Genomic DNA, 22,783 nt, shown 5'->3' on the forward strand with positions numbered 1-22,783 from the left:
GTTTATGGCACCCTTATCCCGGAGCGGGCAAGGTGGCACGTCGATGCTGGTCAGGAGCCATTCCGGGGAGTTCGAAGGCCCCCATCGCCGTGTGCGGACAGTATTGAGCCGGTCGCAACGCGGTGATTTCCCGGCGTAGTCGCGCGGCAATTCGTTTGTTGTCGGGGGCTGGTCGGGGTGCCCTTTTGACCCTCGGGTGTTGCCCTTTAGTGCAGAGTCGTCAGGCGGGCTGAATGATTTAAGAGAGCCCGTTGCGTGAACGCGGAGAATCCATCATGCTGCACCAGAACTTAGTGCGTTCAATTGTCGCGCACGCAACCAGTCACCCCGACGACCCGGCGCTGCTCTGGCACGGAGAAGAGACGACCTACCGCGAACTGAACGAGCTGGCGATGCGGGAGCGCACCCGGATCACCGAACTCGCACCGCGCGCGGAGGAACCGCTCGGCATCCTGACCGCCAAGTCACCGTCGGCGATCGCCCTGGTGCTCGCCTGCCTGATGGAAGGGCGGCGGTTCCTGCTGCCGTCGCCGACGCTGCCCCGGGAAACGCTGCGCGCACTCTTCGATCAGGCCGGCTGCCGGTACGTACTGTCGCCGCAGAGCGCTCCGGTGCCGCCTCGCGATCGGTCGCTCCCGTTACAGATAGGCGAGCCACACCGTACCGAACCCGCCGATGTGTCCTTCATGCTGACCACCTCCGGCTCCACCGGACAGCCGAAGATCGTGCCACTGAGCACCGGCGCGGTGGACCGCTTCACCACCTGGGCCGGCGCACAGTTCCGGATCCGCCGGGGAACGACGGTGCTCAACTACGCTCCGCTCAACTTCGATCTGTGCCTGCTGGACATCTGGACCACGCTCCAGCACGGCGGCCGCGTCGTCCTGGTCGACCCGGCACGGGCCACCCAGGGCGGCCACCTGCTCGATCTCATGGTCCGCCACCAGGTCCGACTCGTCCAAGCGGTACCGATGTTCTACCGGCTGCTCATCGACGCGGCCACCGAGCGCGGCCAGCGGCTGGAGACGGTCGAGCACGCCATCTTCACCGGCGACAGCATGCCCGCCCGCTGCCTCGCCGCACTGCCACGGCTGTTCGGCACCGCGCGGCTCTACAACATCTACGGCTGCACCGAGACCAACGACAGCTTCCTCCACGAGATCGACGGCACCGAGCCAAAGTGCGGTCCCGTCCCGATCGGTCGCCCGCTGCCCGGAGTTCACGCCGTGATCGTCGATGCCGACGGCGAGATCCTGACCGGCCCCGGAACCGGCGAACTCCATGTCGCGACGCCGTTCCAGACCGACGGCTACCTCGGCGGGGAACAGGACGCGGACCGGTTCGCGACCCACCTCCAGGGAGACGAGAAGCTGCGCTTCTTCCGCAGCGGCGATCTCGTACGCCGCGACGCAGACGGCCGCATCACCCTGACAGGACGCAACGATCACCAGGTGAAGGTCCGGGGTGTGCGGGTCAACATCCACGAAGTCGAGCAGGTGTTGCTGGCGCACCCTGATGTGATCGAGGCAGCGGCGGTGGCGGTTCCCGATCCGGTGGCCGGCCGCCTGCTGCACGGCGTCGTCCGGCGCGCCCCGGCCAGCCGGCTGAACAGCCTGGCACTGCGCCACCACTGCGCCCAACGGCTTCCCCGCACCGCGATCCCCTCGGCCCTGCGGATCGTGGACGACGCACTGCCGAGAACGTCCACCGGAAAGACCGACCGCGCGCTCGTCGAACGCGCCTACTTCTGTCCCAGCCAAACAAAGGAACGCTGACGTGAAACACACCGCGGTTGTGAAGCAGTTCATCATCGAGGAGTTCCTGCCGGATGTCAGCGTAACCGAACTGGACTCCGACTATGATCTTGTGGAAGGCGGGGTCATCGACAGCCTCGGTCTGCTCAAGACCATGGCATGGCTGGAGGACCGATTCGACCTGCGCGCCGATGAATTCGACCTCGACCCGGACAGCTTCCGCTCCGTCGATGCCATCAGCGCCTTCATCGAGCACGCCCACCAGGGCCGGCCGGAGTCCCGCTAGCCATGCACGATGCGCTCATTGCGCTGCTCACCCGGGAGCGCCCCGTCGATCAGGAGATGTGGCGGTCCTTCTGGGACCAGCTGCACAACGGCGGCCTCCAGCGCGGCGAGACGGTGGCCTTGCTGTCCTCGCTGACCACCCGCATGCCCGACCGGGAAACGCTGAGCGGCTTTCTCCGTACGCTGGACGAGCGCCGGCCGACCGTCGCCGCGCGGCTGGAGAACACCGCCAATATCGTCGGCACCGGAGGCGGCCCGAGAACGTTCAATATCTCCACCGCTTCGGCCTTCGTCGCCGCCGCGATGGGCATCCGCATCGTCAAGACCGGCTCGCGCGCGTACTCCAGCACCTGCGGTTCCCTCGACCTGCTCGAACAGCTCGGCATCGGACTGACCGCCTCCTACGAGCAGACCCATGCCGAACTGGAACGCTTCGGTATCGCCTTCCCGGGGCACTTTGTGTACCCACGCGAGGTGATGCTGCTGGCGAAGAGCGTCCTGCCGCTGGAACTGCGCAGGCTCGGCGGATTCCTCAACGCGGTCGGACCGTTCCTGGCCGCGATGCCGGTCGCGTCCCAACTCGTCGGCGTCTCGGACCCTTTGCTGCTGCCGGGGCTGCGGCACCTTGCCGCCACCGTCCCCGAGCGGAAGATCTGGCTGTGCGCCAATGACCTGGGAATCGACGAACTGGTCAGCTGTGTCGACAACGTCATCCACACCCATGACGGCACCGGCGGAATCCGGCTGCGCGCGGGCGTGCTCGTACCCGAGTCCGGCGCGATGGCCGAGCTGGCCCCGGCGTCCGGCAACGAGAGCGTGGTGGGTCACTTTCTCGATGTGGTGTCGGGCAAAGGCGCGGGTATGGCGACGCGTACCGTCCTCTTGAACGCCGCCGCACTGGCCGTCGCAAGCGGACTCAGCACCGAGTGGACCGAGGCGATCGGCGCCGCCGACGACGCCATGCGCGGTGGCGCGGCACTCGACCTCGTCCACCGCATGCGTACACAGCCGGCGCGCAAGGCGGTGGGGCGCGGTGAGTGAGTTCTTCGCGCGGCGGCCCCCGGACCAGCCAGGGCTGGCCGTGTTTCTCAACGCCGGAGATCCGCCCTTGCCCGTACTGGCCGATCTCCTGCGGATGCTGGACGACTGCCGGGTGGACTGCCTGGAATTGGCGGTGCCCTTTCCGGACTCGGTCACCGACGGAGCCATCATCCGCCGCTCGGCACAACGGGCACTGACCCACGGCATCGGGCTCGACGAGGTGCTCGACTTCCTCGGCGGGATCCGGCCTCAGCTGAATCATCTGCGCATCGCACTGCTGGCCGACTGGAGCCACACGGTCAAACCCCTTTCCGCGGAGGGCTTTGTCGGCCGGGTCGCCGATTCGGGCGCTGACGGGCTACTGGTCCACGGCCTGCCACCGCGATTACGCGCCGACTTCCGCCGAGCGGCACTGCAGGACGGGCTGCCGATGGTGGCCACCTGCTACGCCACTTCGGCAGCCGAGGTGCGGGCCGACGCCGCCGAGGCCGCCTCCGCGTACCTGTATCTCGTCGCCCACTACGGCCGCAGCGGCGGCACACTCACCGCCGACCGCCGACAACTGGCCACGGCGCTGGCCGCGTTGCGCAAGTCGGCCACCGTGCCGATCGCCGTGGGATTCGGGGTCCGCTCACAGGCCGACATCGCCATGCTGCACAGCCTCGGAGCCGACGCCGCGGTCGTCGGCAGCGCCGGAGTCGCCCGTATCGAGCACGCCCTGGCCCAACAGGCCGACGTGGTCGAGGAGTTCCACGCCTTCGTGCGCTCCCTTTCACCGTATTCACCCACTGGGTAGGAGGTTCACCCCATGATTGTCCGACGCCTTGACGAAGTGACGACCGTGGACTGGGGCAACGGGCTCAGCCGCAGATTTCTTCTCGAATCCGACGGCATGGGCTACTCGATGACCGACACCACCGTACGCGCCGGCACCAAGTCCCGACTGGAATACCGGCGCCACCTGGAAGCCTGCTACTGCATCAACGGCAGGGGAGAGGTGGTGGATTCCGACGGCACCTCACACCCGATCGAACCCGGCACGCTCTACGCACTCGATGAGCACGACGCCCACTTTCTGATCGCGAGCCCAGAAGAAGACCTCCGGCTGGTGTGTGTGTTCTCGCCCGCATTGCGCGGCGGCGAACGGCACAGCCTGGACTCGGCCGACTTCTCCCAGTACTGACAGGGACCGCGACACGTGAACAGCTGGAACGCCGACCAGAAGGCTTTGCGCCAGGGGATCGGCCGTTGGTGCGAGGCGCTCAGCGCGGGCCATATCGAGCGGGACGCCGAAGGTGTCTTTCCGCGGGAGCAGTGGAAGGCCGTCCAGGAGTCAGGAATTCTGGGGCTGCCGTTCGAGGAGCAGTGGGGCGGACTCGGCCAGGACCTGCTCACCACCATGTACGTGCTGGAGGAACTCGGCACGGGATGCCGCGACGGCGGACTGAACTTCTCGGTCGCCACCCACATGGTCAGCTCCGGCATTCCCCTGCAACGGTTCGGGTCCCAGGCACTCAAAGAGCGCTATCTGCCGGGGATCTGCTCGGGAGAGACGATCGGAGCCCACGCGATCAGCGAGGCCGACAGCGGCTCCGACGCGCTGGCCATGCGGACGACGGCGACCCGCGACGGCGAGGATTTCGTCCTGCGGGGCAGCAAGGCTTTTGTCAGCAACGGCCCGGTAGCCGACGTATTCGTGGTCTACGCCCGCACGCACCCCGACGGCGGGCCCCTCGGCATCACCGCCTTCGTCGTCGAGCCGGACACCCCAGGGCTCGTCATCGGAGCACCCGTCGCCAAGATGGGGCTCAGAACCTCACCCGTCAGCGAACTGCACTTCGACGACTGCCGCATCCCCGCATCCGCCGTCCTCGGCCGGATCGGCTCCGGATTCCTGATCCTGGACCACGTGATGAAGTGGGAGATTCTCTGCTCCTTCATCATCACCACCGGACAGATGCGGTACCGGCTCGACCGCTGCGTCGCATACGCCAAGGAACGCACCCAGTTCGGCCATCCGATCGGCTCGTACCAGTCCATCTCCCACAAGATCGTGGAGATGAAGATCGGCCTCGACACCGCCCGGAAATGGCTCTACGACACGGCAGCCCGGCTGAGCGACGGCGAGAACGTCACCACCGACATCGCCATCAGCAAACTGCTCGCCAGCGAAAGCAACCTCGCCTCCGCACTGGCGGCCGTGCACATCTTCGGCGGCAGCGGATACCTCACCGACCACGGCCTGGAAAAGGACCTGCGCGACGCGGTGGCAGGACCGATCTACTCCGGCACCTCGGAGATCCAGCGCAATCGCATCGCGGCGATGCTGGGGCTGTGACACCTGATGCTGGTCAAGATATGCGGAGCCACCTCGGCCGGGGACGTGGCACTGCTCGATACGGCCGGAGCCGATCTCGTCGGCCTCTGGCACGGCATTCCGGGCGGCCACGCGGACCTGCCGTTGCGTGCACTGTCCGCACTGGCTGCGGCCGCACAGCGCACGGCACGGCTCAAGCCGGTCCTCGTCACCTTCCTCGACGACGTCGGCGTACTGCACGAAACAATGGCCACCGCCGGGCTGCGGTGGGTCCAACTGCACGGCTACCAGCCGCCGGGCACGGTCCGCGCGCTGAAGAGCGGCGCCGATCTCACCGTCGTCAAGGTGCTGCACCTCGGCGCGGACGGGTGTGTCGAGCGGCCCCTGATCCCGTCGTACGAGCGGGCGGGCACGGATCTCTTCCTGCTGGACGCGGTGGCCGCGGACGGCCGCGTCGGCAGCACCGCGCAACAGCTCGACGGCAACGCCGTCCTCGACATCGCGGACCGTATGACGCGGCCCTTTCTGCTCGCCGGCGGAATCTCGGCCGCCAACCGAAGGGACTACCAGGCCGTGCCGGCACACCCCCTGTTCCTGGGCGTCGACGTGGACACAGCGGCCAGAGGACCCGGCGGAGGGCTGCGGGCCGATCGGGTCGCGGCCGTACGGCGAGGCTGGCGGGCAGCGGACGGCACCGAGGCGGCGACGTGACGGCGGCGTTCATCGAGGCGTTACGGGATGCCCGCCGGCCAGTGATCATGGAGCTCAAGCGGCAGAACGCCGCGGGCCGGGACCTGTTCGGCGGCCGCCCGGCCGCTCGTATCGCCGCCGCCTACGAGCAGGCCGGAGCGCCGTGCCTGTCCGTGGTGACCGGCCGGTGGTTCGGCGGCACCCAGGACCTGCTGCGCGACGTCGCACAGGCGAGTCAACTCCCGGTCCTTCAGAAGGACTTCATCGTCCGCCGCAGCCAACTGACCCAGGCGCGGGAGTTGGGCGCAGCCGCCGTCCTGCTCACCGCGGCCCTGCTGCCCCGGACCACCCTGGGCAACCTGATCGACCACACCGTGCGGCTCGGCCTGACCCCGTTCGTCGAGGTGGCCACCGAGGAGGAGATCCGCCGCCTACCGCGCGCCGAGGACTGCGTGGTCGCGGTGAACAACAAGAACATCGCCACCCGCGAACGCGGCACGGGCGACATCGGGCGCAGCACGTCGCTGCTGCCCGCGGTGCTGCGCAGCGGCACCCGCTGCCCGGTGAGCGCCGGAGGAATCCAACACCCAAGCGAGGCAGCCAAGTTGATCCAGGCGGGCTTCACCGGAGTGCTCATCGGCACGGGCCTGCTGCGCGCCGACAGCCCGCCGGACTGGCTGGACGCCTTCGACCGCTGCCGCGAACCGGCTCCGCCCGCCCGCCGCCCTGGCGGATCCCACCCCAACGACACCCGGAGGTAATGGCGTGACCAGCGAAGCACCCGAGCAGTGGAAGGTCGTCGTCAACGACGAGGAGCAGTACTCGATCTGGTCCGCCGACCGCGAGTCGCCCGCCGGCTGGCGCGACATCGGCGTCCGCGGCGCGAAGGACGAGTGTCTGGCGCACATCGATCGCATATGGACCGATATGCGCCCCCTGAGCCTGCGGCCGCAGAACACCGCGGAAACCGGTGCACGGTGAACCCGGCACTCGCCCAGCACGACGGGACCCGCGCGGCGCAGCCCCTGCTCTCCACCACACTGACCATGCCGCACTCCGAGGCGCAAGGCTGGGTCGTCGTCGACTCCATGGTCGACGGGCTGGCCATGGGCGGCACCAGAATGACGTCGACGGTGACCGAGAGGGAACTGGCCGACCTCGCCCGGTCCATGACCCACAAGCTGGCACTGGTCGGCCTACCCATCGGCGGAGCCAAGGCCGGAATCGCGCCCCGGCCGGGAGCCGCCCTCCACCGGCACACAGTGATGCGAGAGTTCGGCCGCGCCGCGGCCCCGCTCCTGCACGGCGGGGTCTATCTGGGCTGCGACCAGGGCACCACATACGCCGACCGCCAACTGGCCTTCGACGCCGCCGGGTACGACGTCGCCCACCGGCCAGGGGCCACCCGCCTCACCGTCGGCTGGGCCGAACTGTGGGACCACATGGCCGACATCACCGGGTACGGGGTGGCCGTCGCAGTCCTCGGCGCCCTGCGCGCCTCCGGTGCCCTCGGCCCGCAGCGCATCGTCATCCAGGGCTTCGGCACCGTCGGGCGCGCGGTGGCCCGCCATCTGTCCGACCGCGGCCACCGGGTGGTGGCAGTCGCCGACGTACGGGGCACGATCGAGGACCAGCACGGGCTGCCCGTCGCCGAACTCACCGCGCTCACCAGCAGCGACGGCACCATCGACCGGTCCCGGCTGCCCGCGGCGGCCACGGTGCACGCGTCCGCGCGGGCCTGGCTGCACGTCGAGGCCGACGTCCTGGTGCTGGCGGCCTCCGCGGCCGCGGTCGACGAGGACGCGGTCCCCGCGGTCCGCGCGAAGACGGTGGTCGAGGGCGGCAACATGAGCTGCACCGGGCCGGCCCGCCGGCTGTTGCGCGAGGCGGGCCACACCGTGCTGCCGGACGTGGTCGTCAACGTCGGCGGCGCGGCGGCCACCGGCTGCGTCCTCGCCGGACTGGCCCCCTCCGACCTGCCACTCCCAAAGCTGTCCGCATGGCTGCGCGAATGGGTCGCCACCCGAATCGCCGCAAACTGCGCACTCGTACAGGAGCTGAGCACCTCGGGCAGCACCGACCCGGTCACGCACCTGCTCGCTTCACACAGCGCCCGGGCGTGAGGAGCGGTCGGTCCTCCACCCGCCGCTCGGCAGATGGAGGACCGACCCCAGTCCTGGCCCCAGCGCCCGGTGGCCGGAATCAGCTCCAGCGCTGGTGCTTGAGGCCGCCGCCGTGGCCCGCGCTCACCATGCCCTGGGCCTGGCCGTTCTGTCCGTCGGCACCAGTTGGCGCGTACTTCTTGTGCGCTGCGACGAATCATCGGCTCCACGGCGGGCGCCACACTCGCTGAATCCGCCCAGCCGAAAGGAGCCCAGCATGGCCACGGCACCCCGCGACGCCGCCGAACTGCACCACCGCAGCACCGTCGCCGACACGCACAACGACCTGCTCTGCGCGGTCACGGCCCGGCCCACGGACCGGTGGTCGGCGTTCTTCCGCGAACAGTGGCTGCCCCAACTGCGCGACGGCGGCGTGGACATACAGGTGCTGCCGGTGTTCATCGACGACGCCTACCGGCCCGAGGGAGCGCTGCGGCAGACCCTGCGCATGATCGAGGCCGCACACCGGCTCGCCGCCGGCAACGCCGACGCGGTACGGCTCTGCGGCGACGGCGCCGAGGTGGACGCCGCTCTGGAAGAGGACAGGATCGCGCTGGTACTCGCGCTGGAGAGCGCGCCCGGCATCGGCGAGGACGTAGAACTGCTGGAAACGCTCCACCGACTCGGCGTACGGATCGCCTCCCTCGCGCACTTCGGGCGTACGGCGCTGGCCGACGGCAGCGGTGAGGACGCGACCGGGAGCCGCCTCACCCGGGCGGGCGTGGCCGCCGTCGCCGAGATGGAGCGGATCGGCATGATCTTCGACATCAGCCACCTCGGTGCCGCCGGAGTCGAGCACGTACTGGAGCTGGCCACCCGGCCGGTCATCGCCACACACTCCTCGGCGCGGGCGCTGCGCGACCACCACCGCAACCTCACCGACGACCAGGTCAAGGCGGTCGCCGTGAACGGCGGTGTGGTGTGCGTGAACTTCTTCGCGCCGTTCCTGCACGAGCACGACCACACCGTCGACCGCCTCGTCGACCACATCGAGCACCTCGCGGACGTCGCGGGCATCCAACACGTGGGACTCGGGCCGGACTTCGTCCAGGAAGTCCTGGCCGACACCACGCCGCCCTGCTGCACGCACACCGTCATCGAAGGCGTCCGCACGGACCAGTACCTGCCCGGCCTTGAAGGCCCCGCCGGACTTCCCCTGGTGACCGAGGGCCTGCTGCGGCGCGGCTGGACCGACGACGCCGTCGCCCAGGTGCTGGGCGGAAACGTCCTCCGCCTCTTCCGCGACGAGCTTGGGCGCTCGGCGGCCTGACGCCCCGCGGCCTGACCATCACCACCGTCCCCGACCTCCGAAGGCTGACCGGCATGGCCGTACCGCAACCGCGACCTCAACTGTCTCCACTCGTCAGCGACTTCGAGGCAGCGCTGCCCAAGATGCTCGCCGACATCGAACAACTGGTGCGCTGTGAGTCACCGTCCGCCGACCTGGCAGCCGTGGCGCACAGCGCCGACGTGGTGGCCGAGGTGGGGGCCGCCCATCTGGGCGCCGCCCCTGAGCGCATCGTGCTGGACGGATGCACTCATCTGCGCTGGCGGCTCGGCGACGGGCCGCGCCGCGTCCTGGTCGTCGGGCACCACGACACGGTGTGGCCCATCGGATCGCTGGCCACCCACCCCTTCGGCGTCGAGAACGGACAGCTGCGCGGGCCCGGCTGTTTCGACTTGACTCCTCCCCCTCGTGATCGTGGGGGATTCCTAGCTCACGTCGCCTGCGGTCCGGCGGACCAGCAGGTCTTACACGATCAGCGCTAGCCGGGTTGAAGACCAGCCCGGACCAGCATCACATGCGCGGAGTTCTTGTCCCTGGGCGAGACGGCTCCGCACGCAGTGCAGGCATACGTTCGTTCTGAGAGAGGTAGTGCGTGCTTGGTTCTCGCTGCGCACTGCGCACAGTCCATCGTGGTGTGCGCGGGGTGTACCAGATGCACATCCCGCCCGTGCTTGCGGCCCATCTCGACCAGGGCCGCCTTGGTGGCGGCGATGGCCGCATCAGCGGCCTTGCGGGCCATGGTGGACTGGGCAAGGAACCTCGGGCGGAAGTCCTCGACCGCCAGGGCGTCGTGGTCGCGGACAACCTTCTTGGCCCACTTGCGGGCGGTGTCCTGCCGTTGCCGGGCCACCTTCTTGTGCCACTTCGCCGTCTGTTTCTTCGCGGCCTGGTAGCCCTTCGATGCGGGCTGCCCTCGCTGGGGCTTGCGGCGGGCCATCATCCGTTGGTAGCGGGCCAGTTTGGTTGCCGCGGTACGCCCGTGCTGGGGGTGGGGAAGGTCGTGGGCGTCGGATGTGGTGGTGGCGGTCTCCTTGACGCCCCAGTCGATTCCGATCGCACGGCCCGTGGCGGGCAGGGTCTCGGTCACTGCGGGGACGACGAAGGACGCGTACCAGTGTCCGAGGCTGTCGCGGTACACCCGTACGCTGGACGGTGGCGCGGGCAGGTTTCGCGACCACACCACGGTCACCGGGATGCCGCCCGCCAGGTGCAGACGCCCGTCCTTGATCCGGAATCCACGCCGGGTGTATTCGAGAGTCGGCAGCGCCTCGCGCTTCTTCTTGTATTTCGGCATCCCGGCCCGCTGCCGCATCGGCACCTTGACTTTGATGTCCTTGAGGGCCTTGGCCCGGGACTTGCCGAAGTCGCGTATCAGCTGCTGCTGGGGTACGCAGGCGCCCTCACGCAGCCACTGGGTGCGGGCGCGTGCCCCGGTCAGCATCGCAGCGAGCTGCACCGGCCCGCAGGTTTGCTTGTCCACGCCTTCGGGCCGGGCCTTGTTCCACGCTCCGATCTGCCTGGACTTGGCCACGCACTCGTTCCACACCCAGCGGCACCGGTCCCACTCCGCTTCGAGTGCGGCGCGGGCGGTCGACGACAAGCGAAGTCGGTAGGTGAACCGGGCATGCCCGATCTCCCCGCGAGCCTTCGATTCCGTCGTCACGACAATCAACCTACCCGGGAGGTCCGACAGTCCAGATCCCCTGCCCTGTGCGGGCTGCCTCGCCACCGTTTCGGGCAGGCACCGATCCGCCCTGGCGGCGGATCGGCTCTCCCTGCCCCGCTCCCGCGGGAGCTTCGTTCCTCCCCCGGTTAAAAGCCGGGGGTGCCCACGAAGGAGACCTGATGAAAGCCGGTGTGGCCATGGCCTTCCACGCGGTCGCCGCGCTCGGCCCCCTCGGCGGTGCCGACGGCGTGACCGTACTGATCACCGGTGACGAGGAACTCGGCTCGCCCACCTCCCGGGTGCTCATCGAGGCCGAGGCCCGCGGCTGCGAGGCGGCGCTGGTCCTGGAGGCCTCGGGGGACGGCGGGGCGCTGAAGACGGAACGCAAGGGCGTCTCGCTGTACGAGGTCGCGGTGCGCGGCCGCGCGGCCCACGCCGGACTCGAACCGCACCGCGGGGTGAACGCGAGCATCGAGGCGGCGCACCAGATCCTCGCCGTCGCCGCGCTCGGGGACGACATCGCCGGGACCACCGTCACCCCGACCCTGCTGGCCGCGGGAACCACCACCAACACCGTTGCCGCACAAGGGAAGTTCGCCGTGGATGTGCGGGCGAGTCACGCCGCCGAGCAGGATCGCGTGGACGCCGCGATACGAGCGCTGCGGCCGGTGCTCGACGGCGCCGGCGTCGCCGTCACAGGAGGGCCCAACCGGCCGCCGCTGCCCGCCGCCGCCTCGCGCGACCTGTTCGCCCGCGCGGCCCGCCTCGCCGACGAGCTGGGCGTCGGGCCGCTGACCGCGCTCGCCGTCGGTGGCGCTTCCGACGGCAACTTCACCGCGGGGGTCGGTACGCCGACCCTGGACGGGCTCGGCGCGGTCGGCGGGGGAGCCCACGCCGACCACGAGCACGTCGAGGTGGCCGAACTGCCCCGGCGTACCGCCCTGTTGACGGCGCTGCTGCGGGACGTGCTCGATCCCGCCACTCGATGCTCCCACGCCCACTTCCCCTCCCACTCCCACTCCCACTCGCACCCCCACTCCCGCGGGAAAGAAGACGACGCCCGTGATTGATCTGTCCAGCGACACGAGTCGCCCCGCCGTCCCAGGGGGCCTGGCCGCCGAGGCCGCAGCCGCGGCCGACTCCGCGGCCCGCGCCGCGCGTATTCACGTGCGCCAACTCACCGGCCTCGCCCAACTGGAGGACGTACGGCGGCTCTACGAGACCATCTGGCGGCCCGACGGAGCGGCCCCGCCGATGACGACCGAACTGCTGCGCGCGCTCAGCAAAGCGGGCAGCTACGTGGGCGGTGCCTTCGACGGTGACGCACTCGTCGGCGCCTGCGTCGGGTTCTTCTCCTCGCCCGCCGACGGAGCCCTGCACAGTCACATCGCCGGAGTGGCGCCAGGGCTGCGCGGCCGCAACGTCGGCTACGCGCTGAAACTGCACCAGCGCGCCTGGGCGCTGCGGCACCAACTCACCCGAATATCCTGGACGTTCGACCCGCTCGTGCGCCGTAACGCCTACTTCAACCTTGGCAAGCTGGCCGCCGTACCCACCGAGTACCTGCCCAATTTCTACGGCCGGATGAACGACGGCATCAACGGCGCCGATGACACCGACCGCCTTCTGGTCACCTGGCGCCTGGACGCCCCCGAAGTCGTCGTGGCCTGCGCGGGCCGGCCCCCGGCCCGCAGCGCGGCAGGCGCCGTCACCGGCCTCGCCGTCTCCCCGTGCGGCCACCCGCTGCCCGGCACGCTCGACGGCCCGGCCGTCCTGGTCGCCGTCCCCGGCGACGTGGAGCGGCTGCGCGCCACCGACCCCGCCTGCGCCGCCGCCTGGCGCTCCGCGCTGCGCGACGTGCTCGGCGGACTGCTCGCCGACGGCGCGCGGATCACCGGCTTCGACCGGGCGGGCCGCTACCTCGTCGAAAGGGAGCACATCGCATGAAGAGGAAGCACGCCATATGAAGAGGAAGCACAGCGCATGGGGGAGGAGCGCATGAAACTCACCGGAGTGGAGATCCGCCGCATACGGATGCCGCTGGTGGCACCGTTCAGGACCTCGTTCGGCACCCAGACCGTCCGCGAGGCGCTGATCCTGCGCGCCGTCACCGCCGACGCCGAGGGCTGGGGCGAGTGCGTCGCGATGAGCGACCCGCTGTACTCCTCCGAGTACGTCGACGCCTGCGCCGACGTACTCACCCGCTTCCTCGTCCCTGCCCTCGCCGCCCGCCGCGACAGGCTCGACGCGGCCACCGTCGCGCCCGCGCTCAGCCCCTTCAAGGGACACGCGATGGCGAAGGCCGCGCTCGAAATGGCCGTCCTGGACGCCGAGTTGCGCGAGCGCGGGATGCCGCTCGCCCGCGAGCTGGGTGCCGTACGGGAGCTGGTGCCCTGCGGAGTCTCGGTCGGGATCATGGGGTCGGTCCCGGAGCTGCTGGAGGCGGTCGCCGCGTACCTCGACACCGGCTACGTACGCATCAAGCTGAAGATCGAGCCGGGCTGGGACATCGCACCGGTACGCGCCGTACGCGAACGCTTCGGCGACGACGTGCTGCTCCAGGTCGACGCCAACACCGCCTACACCCGCGCCGACGCCCGCCACCTGGCGCGGCTCGACCCGTACGACCTGCTCTTGATCGAGCAGCCGCTGCCCGAGGAGGACCTGCTCGGCCACGCGGCCCTCGCCCGCCAGGTGCGTACGCCGATCTGCCTGGACGAGTCCATCACCTCGGCCCGCGCGGCCGCCGACGCGATCGCCCTCGGTGCCACCAGCATCGTCAACATCAAGCCCGGCCGGGTCGGCGGCTATCTCGAAGCCCGCCGCATCCACGATGTGTGCGCGGCCCACGGGGTGCCCGTGTGGTGCGGCGGCATGCTGGAAACCGGCCTCGGCCGAGCCGCCAACCTCGCCCTCGCGGCACTCCCCGGCTTCACCGTGCCCGGCGACACCTCCGCCTCCGACCGCTACTACCGCACCGACATCACCGAGCCGTTCACCCTCCAGGACGGCCATCTCCCGGTGCCGACCGGCCCCGGCATCGGCGTGGACCCGCTCGCGGACGCACTCGGCGGGGTGACCGTCTCCACGCAGTGGATCCCGGTGTGAAGCGGCCGTGACGGGGGTCATGACCTGTGCCGGAGCTCATGAAGCGGCCGTGACGGGGCTGCCGGGGCTGCCGGGCACCGCTGTGTGCCGGGCGCGGGGCACGGCCCCACCCCCACGCTCGGCACTCCGCATTCGGTACTCCGCACTCCGCATTCCGCACTGTTCCGCGCGCCGGACACCGCGTAGGATCATCTCCCATACGGCGTATAAGAGACCGATTCTCGCCCCCCGCGACAGGAAGCGCGCTCATCCCGGTGACCACCCACTCCCGAGCCGGCCTCCGGCGCGTCCTGGAGGACCTCGGCCCCACCCTCCTCGACCTCGTCAGCGGTGACCTGGACCGCGCCGAGGACATCGGCGGCGTCGTCATCCACGACCCGCACGACGAATCCGTACCGCCGCGCCGGGCGCTCGTCCTCGGAGTCGCCGTGTACGAACCGGCGCAGATCGTCCGGCTGTTGGACACCCTCGCAGAGCAAGGCGCCGCGGGGCTCGTCGTGCGCGGGCCCGTCGCCGCGGACCAGGAGGTCACCGCGGCGGTACGGCGATCCGGCGTCGCGCTGCTCAGCCTGACCCGCGGCGCCTCCTGGGCGCAGCTCGCCGCGATGCTGCGCTCGCTCACCGCCGAGGGCGACGTGGGGGAGACGGGGCGGGAAACGCTCGGCGGCATCTCCTCCGGGGACCTGTTCGCCCTGGCCAACGCCATCGGGGCACTGCTGGACGCACCCGTCACCATCGAGGACCGCAGCTGGCGGGTGCTCGCCTTCTCCGGGCGCCAGGACGAGGCCGACTCCTCGCGCGTGGAGACCATCCTGGGCCGCCAGGTGCCCGAACGCTTCACCCGCGTACTGGAACAACGCGGCGTCTTCCAGGCGATGTACCGCAGCGAGCGGCCCGTCTACGTCGAACCTGTCGTGGCGGGCGAGGGCGACGAGACCGGACTGCCGCGCGTGGCGCTCGCCGTCCGCGCGGGGGACGAGATCCTCGGCTCCATCTGGGCCGCGGTACGCGAACCGCTCAGCGCCGAACGCGAGAGAGCGCTGCGCGACGCGGCCAAACTCGTCGCGCTGCACCTGCTGCGGCTGCGCGCGGGCGCGGACGTCGAACGCAGGCTGCGCGCCGACCTCGTGGGCACGGCCCTGGAGGGCGGGCCCGGCGCGGGAGAAGCCGTCGCCCGCCTGGGCCTGGCCGCACAACCGGGCGTGGTGCTCGCCCTCGCCGTCGCCGACCGCCCCGACGGCGACCGGTGCGCCGCCCGGCACGCCCGGTACGTCAGCGAACGCCAGCGCCTGGCCGACGCGTTCGCGATGCACCTCACCGCCGCCCACCCCCGCTCGGCCGCCGCGCTCGTCGGTGACGTCGTCTACGGCATCGTCCCGGTCCCCGCGGGCCGCCCGGACGCCGAGGAGCGGGCGGCCCGCGTCGCGCGGGAATTCCTGGAACGCGTCGGCGAGCGTCGGCAACTGCGCATCGGCGTCGGCCCGCTCGCACGCGACAGCACCGCCCTGCCCATGGCACGCGCCGGCGCCGACCGGGCACTACGGGTCCTGCGCGCGGGCGAAGGGACCCGCTCGGTGGCCCGCATCACCGACGTACTCGTCGAATCCCTGCTGATCGAACTCGCCGACGTCATCGCCGAACGCGGCGACCCGCCATCAGGCCCCGTCGCCCGCCTCCTCGCGTACGACGCGGCACACCACACCAGTCTGGTCGCCACGCTACGGGCCTGGCTCGACGCATTCGGCGACGTGGCCGCCGCCTCCGCCGCCGTCCACGTCCACCCCAACACCTTCCGCTACCGCCTGCGCCGCCTCGCCGAGGTCGGCGACCTGGACCTCACCGACACCGACGCCCGCTTCGCCGCCATGCTCCAGCTACGCCTGTGGCCGCACGACCGACCGTCATAGACGCCTTGAGACGCCTTTAGGTGCTACGAGAGTTGGGCGCGCCATTGTGCCGGACCGCGGCGGCCATCGCGAGGACGTGCCGGGGGCGGGAAGGCGACCCCACCAAAGCCGTTGAGCAACGGCACGCCGTAGCGGGCCTTCTCGTTCTTGCCGGGGACAGGCCCTCCCGCCCCTGCGGGGAACGGCCACAGCCGGCCCCGACGCTCACCACGCTCACCGCGACGCCCTGCGCAGCAAGTACTCCCGCTCCGGCAGGCTCAACGTCAGCCGCGCGGCCCGCCGGTAGTGCTCGCGGGCCCGATCGTGCTCACCGGCCAGGTCGAGCAGGTGCCCGCGCACCGCGTCCAGCCGGTAGTGCCCGGCGACCCGCTTGTCGCCGTCGAGCGTGGCGAGCAGGGCCAGCCCCTCGGCCGGACCGTGCACCATCGCGGTCGCGATCGCGCGGTTCAGGGTGACCATCGGGTTCGGCGCGGTCCGGTCCAGGAGCTTGTAGAGGATCAGCACCTCGGCCCAGTCCGTCTCCTCGGTGGACGGCGCCTCGTCGTGGATCGCGGCGATCGTGGCCTGCAACAGGTACGGCCCGGCAGGCCCCTTGGGCAGGGTGCCGGAGACCAGCGCGACGCCCTCCTCGATCCGCGCGCGATCCCACAGACTGCGGTCCTGCTCGGCGAGCGGCACCAGCACGCCGTCCGCGCTGCGCGTCCCGCGCCGGGCATCGGTGAGCAGCATCAGCGCGAGCAGCCCGGCGACCTCGCCGTCCTCCGGCAGCATCCGGCGCACTTCGCGGGCGAGCCGGATGGCCTCCGCGGCCAGCTCGACCCGTTGCAACTCGGGCCCGGAGGACGCGGTGTAGCCCTCGTTGAAGATCAGATACAGCACCTGCAGCACCGCCGGCAGCCGCTCGGGACCGTCCGGGAAACCAGCACCCTTGATCGTCTGCTTCGCCCGGCTGATCCGCTGCGCCATGGTGGCCTCCGGCACCAGGAACGCGTGCGCGATCTGGGCCGTGGTGAGGCCGCCGACCGCCCGCAGCGTCAGCGCCACCTGCGAGGGCGCCGACAACTTCGGGTGGCAGCACAGGAACAGCAGGCGCACCGTGTCGTCGACATGCCGGGACGGGTCGTCGCCCGGCGGGGGCTCCCTGCTGACGGCCAGTTCGCGCTCCCGGCGGGCCGCCTCGCTGCGCCAGTGGTCGGTCAGCCTGCGGGTGGCAACCGTGACCAGCCAGCTCGCGGGCCTGCTCGGCACCCCCTGTTCCGGCCACTGCACCGACGCCGCGAGCAGCGCCTCCTGGACCGCGTCCTCGCAGGCCTCGAACTGCCCGTACCTGCGGACAAGCGTGCCGAGGACCCGCGGCGCCAGGCCGCGCAGCAGGTCCTCGATCGCACCGCTCACGGACGAGGGCTCACAGATCGGCCCCGGACGAGAACATCACCGGCCGGATCTCGATCGACAGGCCCTTGATCCGGGTGTCCGGGATGAGCTTGGCGATCTCGACCGCGCGCTCCTTGCTCTCGCAGTCGACCAGGTAGAAGCCGCCCATGAACTCCTTGGCCTCGATGAACGGCCCGTCGGTGACGGCAGGCGTGCCTCCGGTGCCGGTGACGACGGTCGAGTTCGCCGGGTCGGCGAGCGCCTGGGTGAGGACGAATTCCCCCGAGTCCTTGACGGTCTTCATGAACTCGCCATGGCCCTCTATGACGAGCTTGCGCTCCTCCTCCGAGAGGGCATCCAGGATCTCCTGGTTGACCTGCATGATCAGGAGGTACTTCATATCCGTGCTCCTTGCGTCGGCTTCCGCCCCGGTGGCGGCTCGCCAGAGAGTCGGAGCCACCCGGCGCCTTTCGACATCGCCTCGACATCGCCCGGCGAGCAAATCTGGACGAGGGGGGAACACCCCTGCCCGTCCCGTCCGTTCGCGTTGCTCGCGAAGAGCTCCTGGACACGGTGCAGCAAGGCTTCCCGTACCGCGTCCGGCGACACGACCGTCAGGGGTGTGGCCAGGCCGAGAAGGTACGTGGCGAGCCCTTCCGCGTCGGGACCGCCGATGTCGACGAGCGTGGCGTCGGGGCCTTCGGGACGGTGGGAACCGACCGACGACGGGATCAGCCGCAGGGCTTGGTCCATGGGCAGCGGGAGGCGGATCGTCGCCTGGAGCGGGTAGGGGCCGGTCGCGAGGGAGCGGGAGACGAGCAGCGCCGGGTCGGGCGGGTCCAGGAGTTCCACCGGGTGCCCGGTGGTTCGCAGCCGCTCGACCCTGTCGGCCCGGAAGGTCCGCCACTGGGCTCGTGCGACGTCCCGGGCGACGAAGTACCACCGGCGTTCGGTGCGCACGAGGCGGTACGGGTCGACGTCCCGGACCGTGGCTCTTCCTTCCCAGTCGCGGTACGACAGCCGGGCCCGCTCACCCCGACGGCATGCGGCCGCCAGCTCCAGCAGCAGGCCGGCCGAGATCTGCGGCTCATCGGCTCTGGGCGTGTGGACGAAGGCGTCGTCCATCTCGCCCAGCCGGACCGCGATCCGCTGCGGCAGGACCTGCCGCAGTTTCAGCAGTGCCGACAGCGCGGCCTGGTCGCCGCCGAGAGCACCGCTGAGCGCGGCCTCGCGCAGCCCGACGGCCACGGCGAGTCCTTCCTCGTCATCGAGGATCAGCGGGGGAACCCGGGCTCCGGCCCGGAGGCGATAGCCGCCCCATGGGCCGGGGTCGGACTCGATGGCGTAGCCGAGTTCCCGGAGCTTGGCGATGTCGCGCCGGACCGTACGTTCGGTCACGTCCATCCGCCCGGCCAGTTCACCGCAGGTCCACGACGGCCGGGCGGCCAGCAAGGAGACCAATCGCAGCAGGCGGGCGGATGCGCTGATCACGATCCGGAGTGTTCCACACGACCAGGACCGGACCTGTCCTGGTCCCGCCCTAGCGTCACCTCCATGACCACGACAGACACCTCCGCTGCCACCGCCCTCACGTTCCGCTACGCGGCCGTCACCTTCGACTGCCCGGACCCCGCCGAACTGGCCCACTTCTACGGCGAGATCCTCCACCTGCCCACCGTCTTCTCCACCGACCACTTCGTCCTGCTCGGCCAAGAGGCCGGAGCCGGACTGGGCTTCCACCGCCTGCCCGACTACCGCCGCCCCACCTGGCCGGCCCCCGCCCAGGAAAAGCAGGCCCACATAGAACTGGGCGTCGACGACCTGGATGCCGCCGAGACCCACCTCCTCGCCCTGGGCGCCACCAAGCCCGCCTTCCAACCGTCCCCCGACCGCTGGCGCGTCCTACTGGACCCCGCAGGCCACCCACTCTGCATCTCCACCCTGGCCTGAGCCCGGCCTCAATACCGAAGAACCCGCAGCCGTCCGTGCCGCTGCCCAAGCCTGCGGCCCGACCCGCGGCGGGTTCCCCGCCCGCACCGCCCTGGCCACCGCCCGCCCAGGACTTGGAGCCCACCGCCGCGGCCCGGAGCGCTGCTGCGATGCGCACGGGTGGCGGTGCGGCCCGGCGCTCCGGTGCGCTTCCCGTGCCGCGGTGGAAGTTCGGCCGCCGGGCGCGGGGTGGCTTGGGTGGTGCCGAGTGCTCCCGTATCGGGGGGAGGGGGCGGTGGGGGAGGTGGTGGAATCTTCGCAAGGTGTCACATCGCTACCGACCGAGTGGTGTCAGAGTGGCGCCAGTGTGACGCCATGGTGATGGATGCTCTGCAGCCCTGCGGAATGGGGAGCATGTGCGCGTACTGCGTGGTTGTTGCGGTGGTGCTCTAAGGGTGGCCGACCTTACTCGATGGGGGAGTGGCGCCCTGAAAGTCGCACCTTCTGTGCCGACTGGCATCACCGTAGCGCCAAGTCTGCTCGCGATGGCGCCATATGTGTGCCATGATGGCGTCATGGACCTCGCTCCGCATGTCGACAACCTCCGGCATGAGCTCGTGGTCGCCGCGGAAACCGGCGGCGACGAGGCTCGTGCCCTGACCGAACAGCTCACCGCGCAGCTGTCATCGGCCGCCCGGCTGACGCTGCTCAACGCCTTGTCCGCAGCCATGGGCGAGGTCTCCCTCGACCTCGCGCCGGGATCGGTCACCATGCGACTGCGCGGGCCCGACCCCGAGTTCGTGGTGACGCTGCCGCCCGCCTTGGAGCCGTACGAGACGGCGCGGGCAGGCAACGGCGCGCCGGCCGGCGGCGGGCGGACTTCCGCGCCATCCGTCCCTGCGGACGGCGAGGAGGGCGGCAGGGTACGGATCAACCTCCGGCTCCCCGTCCACCTCAAGGCCCGAGTCGAGGGCGCCGCGGGCCAGGAGGGACTCTCCGTCAACGCCTGGCTGGCGCGGGCCGTCGCCCTCGCCCTCGAACCCGGCGGCTACGTCGGCCCGCCCGGCCACCGGCGGCACATGGGCCAACAGGACTACGCCGGCTGGGTCCACTAGCCCGGCCCGCTGCGCCGCAGCACTTCACTCTCACCCGCTCTACCAGCGGGAACGCACACCACTGCCACAAGGACAGGACAGCCATGCCTACGTTCGACACTCCCCAACCGCTCTTCGCCACCGTCGAGTTCGACATCGTCAATGCCCGGATCACCGCGAGCGAGCGCACGGACACGGTGGTGGAGGTGCTGCCGAGCGACGCCACCGACAAGGCCGATGTGCAGGCCGCGGAACAGACCGAAATCACCTGCTCCGGCGGCAAGTTGCAGGTCAAGGGACCGAGGAAGAGCTCTCCGCTCAGCAAGATCGGGTCCGTCGAGGTGCGCGTAGAGCTGCCCGCCGGGTCGGACGTCCAGGGCATCTCGCCGATGGCGGACTTCATCTGCTCGGGCCGCCTGGGGGACGGCCGGTTCAAGACGTCGACCGGCGCCATTCACATCGAGACGGCGGCAACCGTACGGCTGGAGACGGACCACGGCACCATCCGCCTGGACCGCGCGACGGGGGACGTCGAGGTCACCGGTTCGGGCCGGGTGGACATCGGCCAGGTCGCGGGCACGGCGACGGTCAAGAACAGCAACGGCGCGACCACGATCGGCGAGGTCACCGGCGACCTGGAGGTGGACACGGCCAACGGCCCCATCGCCATCGGCCTCGCACACGCCGGGGTCGACGCCAAGACCACCAACGGCCCCATCAGCATCAATGAGGTCGTGCGCGGACGCATCACCTTGGAGACCGGCGTCGGCGATCTCGAAATCGGCGTCCGTGGATCCACCGCCGCCGTGTGGGAGGTGACCACCCACGTCGGCGGGGTGCACAACGCCATCGGCCCGGCCGACGGCAGCGGCATCGCCAAGGAAAAGGTCGAGCTGCGGGCCCGTACGGGCATGGGCGACATCGTGATCCGCCGCACCTGAGCCTATGCAGGCAACTCCGCCTCGATCGGCCGGGCCGCCCGCCTGGCCGTGGACCATCCGGGAGTACGCCGCGGGCTGAGGCGACGTCCGGGGCCGTATGGGGGCGGTCCGCGAAGTGCCGAGGTCGCGTGTCCGGCTGTAGGGGGCGCGGCGGAGGGGCTTGACCCTGACCCTGCGTCAGGGTTGGAGTCTGGCCGTATGACGAACGACAGCACTTCCCCGGTTCGGCTTGCGCCGCCGGTCGGAGGGTTCCAGGAGATCGACGGCCGCCGCGTTTTCGTGCATCGGTCGGGCAGTGGCGGGCCGGCCGTGGTGTTTCTGCCGGGCGCCGGCGCGGTCGGTCTCGACTACTTCGGTGTCCAGCAGGCGGTTTCGCAGTTCACCACTGCCGTGGTGTACGACCGTGGCGGCACGGGTTACAGCGATCCCCTTCCGCTGCCGCGCACTGCCGCCGCGGTCGCCACGGAACTGCGCGAGTTGCTGCGCGCCCAGAAGATTGCCGCACCCTACGTTTTGGTGGCGCACTCCCTCGGCGGCTTCTACGCGCATCGGTTCGCGCAGCTGTACCCGCAGGACGTGGCGGGGCTGGTCTGGATGGACGCCTTCCACCGTGACTGGGACGACGCCATGCCGCCCGAGGCCAGTCTGGCGGCGGTCGAGCGGATGGCGCCTGATCGGGAGCAGGTGGAACAGATGCGCCCGGCCCTGCGTGAGATGTTCGCCGAGCTGTACGCGGACTTCCCGGAGCACCTGCGGCAGGCGCTGGCCGAGGCCAAGGTGAGTGGGGAACAGACCGAGGCCGGCATCGCCGAGCGCAGCAGGCTGGCCGACCTCGCCACCGAACTGCGGGCCGGGCCGCCCCTTCCCGACGTCCCGGTGGTCGCTCTCACCGTGGTGGGCGCCGACCCCGGGCAGCAGGCGCTGACGTCGGAGCGGACGGTGCGGGACATGCTCGACGGCAGGACGAGACTGGACGCGGCCCTGGTGAGCGCGGTCTCGTACGGAGAGCAGCGCATCATCTCCGACACCAGCCACCACCGGCTCTGCTTCGACCGCCCCGATGCCGTGGTCCAGGCGGTCCGCGACGTTGTCGGCCGGGTGGCGCGCGCCTGAGCGCTGCGCTGGTGGTGCGGTGTGTCATCTGGGGGTGCGTCGTGGTTGGTTGCGCCCCTGCGGCGGAGCGGCACATCGACTCGGCCCTGTGTCCCTTTGGGGCACGGCCGCACC

23 protein-coding genes and 1 pseudogene are annotated in these 22,783 nt (G+C 70.7%); 20 read left to right on the top strand and 4 right to left on the bottom strand.

Translation table 11 applies throughout. The features are described from left to right. Nucleotides 1-275 precede the first annotated feature (275 nt). From AC4IJH_RS13390 to AC4IJH_RS13445, 12 genes are all read left to right on the top strand, one after another. Nucleotides 276-1,775, top strand: a complete 1,500-nt coding sequence (locus AC4IJH_RS13390) for an AMP-binding protein (protein WP_490851869.1) — start codon at nt 276-278, stop codon at nt 1,773-1,775. 1 nt (nt 1,776) lies between these two features. Continuing rightward, on the top strand, nt 1,777-2,040 hold the full coding sequence (locus AC4IJH_RS13395) for an acyl carrier protein (protein ID WP_490851870.1): 264 nt from the start codon (nt 1,777-1,779) through the stop codon (nt 2,038-2,040). A gap of 2 nt (nt 2,041-2,042) precedes the next feature. Continuing rightward, a complete protein-coding gene (locus AC4IJH_RS13400) occupies nt 2,043-3,080 on the top strand; it encodes an anthranilate phosphoribosyltransferase (protein ID WP_490851871.1) in 1,038 nt (345 codons plus the stop codon). Further along, entirely contained in the window at nt 3,073-3,876 is an 804-nt protein-coding gene (trpA, locus tag AC4IJH_RS13405; protein ID WP_490851872.1) for a tryptophan synthase subunit alpha, read from the top strand. Before AC4IJH_RS13400 ends, trpA begins: the two co-directional genes overlap by 8 nt. 12 nt (nt 3,877-3,888) lie before the next feature. Then, nucleotides 3,889-4,263: an ectoine synthase gene (locus AC4IJH_RS13410; protein ID WP_490851873.1), complete on the top strand. Its 375-nt coding sequence runs from the start codon at nt 3,889-3,891 to the stop codon at nt 4,261-4,263. A gap of 15 nt (nt 4,264-4,278) precedes the next feature. Then, on the top strand, nt 4,279-5,418 hold the full coding sequence (locus AC4IJH_RS13415) for an acyl-CoA dehydrogenase family protein (protein WP_490851874.1): 1,140 nt from the start codon (nt 4,279-4,281) through the stop codon (nt 5,416-5,418). Nucleotides 5,419-5,424: 6 nt separating this feature from the next. After that, nucleotides 5,425-6,108: a phosphoribosylanthranilate isomerase gene (trpF, locus tag AC4IJH_RS13420; RefSeq protein WP_490851875.1), complete on the top strand. Its 684-nt coding sequence runs from the start codon at nt 5,425-5,427 to the stop codon at nt 6,106-6,108. After that, on the top strand, nt 6,105-6,848 hold the full coding sequence (locus tag AC4IJH_RS13425; protein WP_490851876.1) for a beta/alpha barrel domain-containing protein: 744 nt from the start codon (nt 6,105-6,107) through the stop codon (nt 6,846-6,848). The genes trpF and AC4IJH_RS13425 overlap by 4 nt, the downstream gene beginning before the upstream one ends. A 4-nt stretch (nt 6,849-6,852) precedes the next feature. Beyond that, a complete protein-coding gene (locus tag AC4IJH_RS13430) occupies nt 6,853-7,068 on the top strand; it encodes an MbtH family protein (protein WP_490851877.1) in 216 nt (71 codons plus the stop codon). Further along, nucleotides 7,065-8,210: a Glu/Leu/Phe/Val dehydrogenase dimerization domain-containing protein gene (locus AC4IJH_RS13435; protein ID WP_490851878.1), complete on the top strand. Its 1,146-nt coding sequence runs from the start codon at nt 7,065-7,067 to the stop codon at nt 8,208-8,210. The genes AC4IJH_RS13430 and AC4IJH_RS13435 overlap by 4 nt, the downstream gene beginning before the upstream one ends. A gap of 256 nt (nt 8,211-8,466) precedes the next feature. Continuing rightward, nucleotides 8,467-9,519 carry a dipeptidase gene (locus AC4IJH_RS13440; protein ID WP_490851879.1) on the top strand — a complete coding sequence of 351 codons (1,053 nt, stop codon included), beginning with the start codon at nt 8,467-8,469 and terminating at the stop codon, nt 9,517-9,519. A gap of 53 nt (nt 9,520-9,572) precedes the next feature. Further along, nucleotides 9,573-10,019: a hypothetical protein gene (locus AC4IJH_RS13445; protein ID WP_490851933.1), complete on the top strand. Its 447-nt coding sequence runs from the start codon at nt 9,573-9,575 to the stop codon at nt 10,017-10,019. Here the strand turns inward: AC4IJH_RS13445 and AC4IJH_RS13450 are convergent. Further along, nucleotides 9,985-11,200: pseudogene (locus tag AC4IJH_RS13450) on the bottom strand (RNA-guided endonuclease InsQ/TnpB family protein); the annotation flags it as partial. The gene AC4IJH_RS13445 and the pseudogene AC4IJH_RS13450 sit on opposite strands and share 35 nt — an antisense overlap. Nucleotides 11,201-11,382: 182 nt before the next feature. Between AC4IJH_RS13450 and AC4IJH_RS13455 the strand changes: the two are divergent. The 4 genes from AC4IJH_RS13455 (at nt 11,383) to AC4IJH_RS13470 (ending at nt 16,218) form a co-directional block, all read left to right on the top strand. Then, entirely contained in the window at nt 11,383-12,273 is an 891-nt protein-coding gene (locus tag AC4IJH_RS13455; RefSeq protein WP_490851880.1) for a M20/M25/M40 family metallo-hydrolase, read from the top strand. After that, complete coding sequence (locus tag AC4IJH_RS13460) at nt 12,266-13,150, top strand: GNAT family N-acetyltransferase (RefSeq protein WP_490851881.1); 885 nt, start codon at nt 12,266-12,268, stop codon at nt 13,148-13,150. Before AC4IJH_RS13455 ends, AC4IJH_RS13460 begins: the two co-directional genes overlap by 8 nt. Nucleotides 13,151-13,201: 51 nt before the next feature. After that, nucleotides 13,202-14,311 (top strand): o-succinylbenzoate synthase, encoded by a 1,110-nt coding sequence (gene menC, locus AC4IJH_RS13465; protein WP_490851882.1) that lies wholly within the window; start codon nt 13,202-13,204, stop codon nt 14,309-14,311. 254 nt (nt 14,312-14,565) lie between these two features. Next, on the top strand, nt 14,566-16,218 hold the full coding sequence (locus tag AC4IJH_RS13470; protein ID WP_490851883.1) for a helix-turn-helix domain-containing protein: 1,653 nt from the start codon (nt 14,566-14,568) through the stop codon (nt 16,216-16,218). Nucleotides 16,219-16,431: 213 nt separating this feature from the next. Here the strand turns inward: AC4IJH_RS13470 and AC4IJH_RS13475 are convergent, their stop codons facing one another. From AC4IJH_RS13475 to AC4IJH_RS13485, 3 genes are read right to left on the bottom strand one after another with little or no spacing between them, the layout of a single operon-like run. Beyond that, complete coding sequence (locus tag AC4IJH_RS13475) at nt 16,432-17,613, bottom strand: RNA polymerase sigma factor (RefSeq protein ID WP_490851884.1); 1,182 nt, start codon at nt 17,611-17,613, stop codon at nt 16,432-16,434. A gap of 10 nt (nt 17,614-17,623) precedes the next feature. Further along, nucleotides 17,624-17,992 carry a YciI family protein gene (locus tag AC4IJH_RS13480; RefSeq protein ID WP_490851885.1) on the bottom strand — a complete coding sequence of 123 codons (369 nt, stop codon included), beginning with the start codon at nt 17,990-17,992 and terminating at the stop codon, nt 17,624-17,626. Then, complete coding sequence (locus AC4IJH_RS13485) at nt 17,989-19,083, bottom strand: helix-turn-helix transcriptional regulator (RefSeq protein WP_490851886.1); 1,095 nt, start codon at nt 19,081-19,083, stop codon at nt 17,989-17,991. Before AC4IJH_RS13485 ends, AC4IJH_RS13480 begins: the two co-directional genes overlap by 4 nt. Before the next feature lie 63 nt (nt 19,084-19,146). Here AC4IJH_RS13485 and AC4IJH_RS13490 point away from each other — a divergent pair, with 63 nt between their 5' ends. From AC4IJH_RS13490 to AC4IJH_RS13505, 4 genes are all read left to right on the top strand, one after another. After that, entirely contained in the window at nt 19,147-19,542 is a 396-nt protein-coding gene (locus AC4IJH_RS13490; protein WP_490851887.1) for a VOC family protein, read from the top strand. Between the two features lie 554 nt (nt 19,543-20,096). Next, a complete protein-coding gene (locus tag AC4IJH_RS13495) occupies nt 20,097-20,636 on the top strand; it encodes a hypothetical protein (protein ID WP_490851888.1) in 540 nt (179 codons plus the stop codon). Nucleotides 20,637-20,719: 83 nt separating this feature from the next. Continuing rightward, on the top strand, nt 20,720-21,556 hold the full coding sequence (locus AC4IJH_RS13500; protein ID WP_490851889.1) for a DUF4097 family beta strand repeat-containing protein: 837 nt from the start codon (nt 20,720-20,722) through the stop codon (nt 21,554-21,556). A 309-nt stretch (nt 21,557-21,865) separates the two neighbouring features. Further along, the gene (locus AC4IJH_RS13505; protein WP_490851890.1) at nt 21,866-22,669 is read left to right on the top strand and encodes an alpha/beta fold hydrolase; all 804 of its coding nucleotides are present in this window, start codon (nt 21,866-21,868) and stop codon (nt 22,667-22,669) included. Nucleotides 22,670-22,783: the final 114 nt, after the last annotated feature.

Source organism: Streptomyces sp. UF-297, from assembly GCF_058245575.1.